This is a genomic window from Brevibacterium renqingii, from assembly GCF_017808105.1.
In the GTDB taxonomy this organism is placed as follows: domain Bacteria; phylum Actinomycetota; class Actinomycetes; order Actinomycetales; family Brevibacteriaceae; genus Brevibacterium; species Brevibacterium renqingii.
Genome location: NZ_JADBHF010000035.1, coordinates 1 through 584, shown reverse-complemented (window position 1 = coordinate 584; position 584 = coordinate 1). Strand labels below are relative to the sequence as shown.

The 584-nt window shown below is 59.6% G+C and carries 1 protein-coding gene; it reads right to left on the bottom strand.

Annotated features, from left to right (window positions below; translation table 11 throughout):
* Nucleotides 1-36: 36 nt before the first annotated feature.
* A partial coding sequence (locus IHE57_RS16180; RefSeq protein WP_209374695.1) for an IS3 family transposase occupies nucleotides 37-584 on the bottom strand: 548 nt, incomplete at its 5' end.

Here is a 584-nt window from a genome sequence, read left to right as displayed (position 1 = left end):
TGAGCTTCCCCGCAAGTCGTGGACACGTGAACCACGTCACGCAGCCTGCGTAGACGCTTCCTCCTGAACCCGGCCGGCACTGTGCTCGGCCCGGAACTTCTCCTCAAACTCCACCGGCGGGACCATCCCCAACGCCGAGTGCAACCGCCGCCGGTTATAGACCACCTCGATCCACCGAGCGACCTCCCGCATCGCCTCAGCCCGGGTCTGCCAGACTCGCCGCTCGAAGAACTCAGTCTTCAGTGATGACCAGAACGACTCCGACATCGCGTTATCCCAACACACTCCAGTCCGGCCTACCGACTGCTTGAGCCGCAGCTCGATAGACGCCTGATGCAACTGCGCTGACGTGTACTGCGCTCCTTTGTCGGCATGAAAAATGACGTCATCTGGAACCATTTCTCGTAGCGTATGAGCCATCCTCAACGCTCGTTCCACGAGGTCAGAATCTTGCCTGGCATCCATCGCCCAACCAAGCACTCGGCGTGAGCACCCATCGCGGATGACGCACAAATACACGAACCCTTCCCACGTGCGCAGATACGTAATGTCGCTAACCCACACAGCATCCAACTCACCTCGGT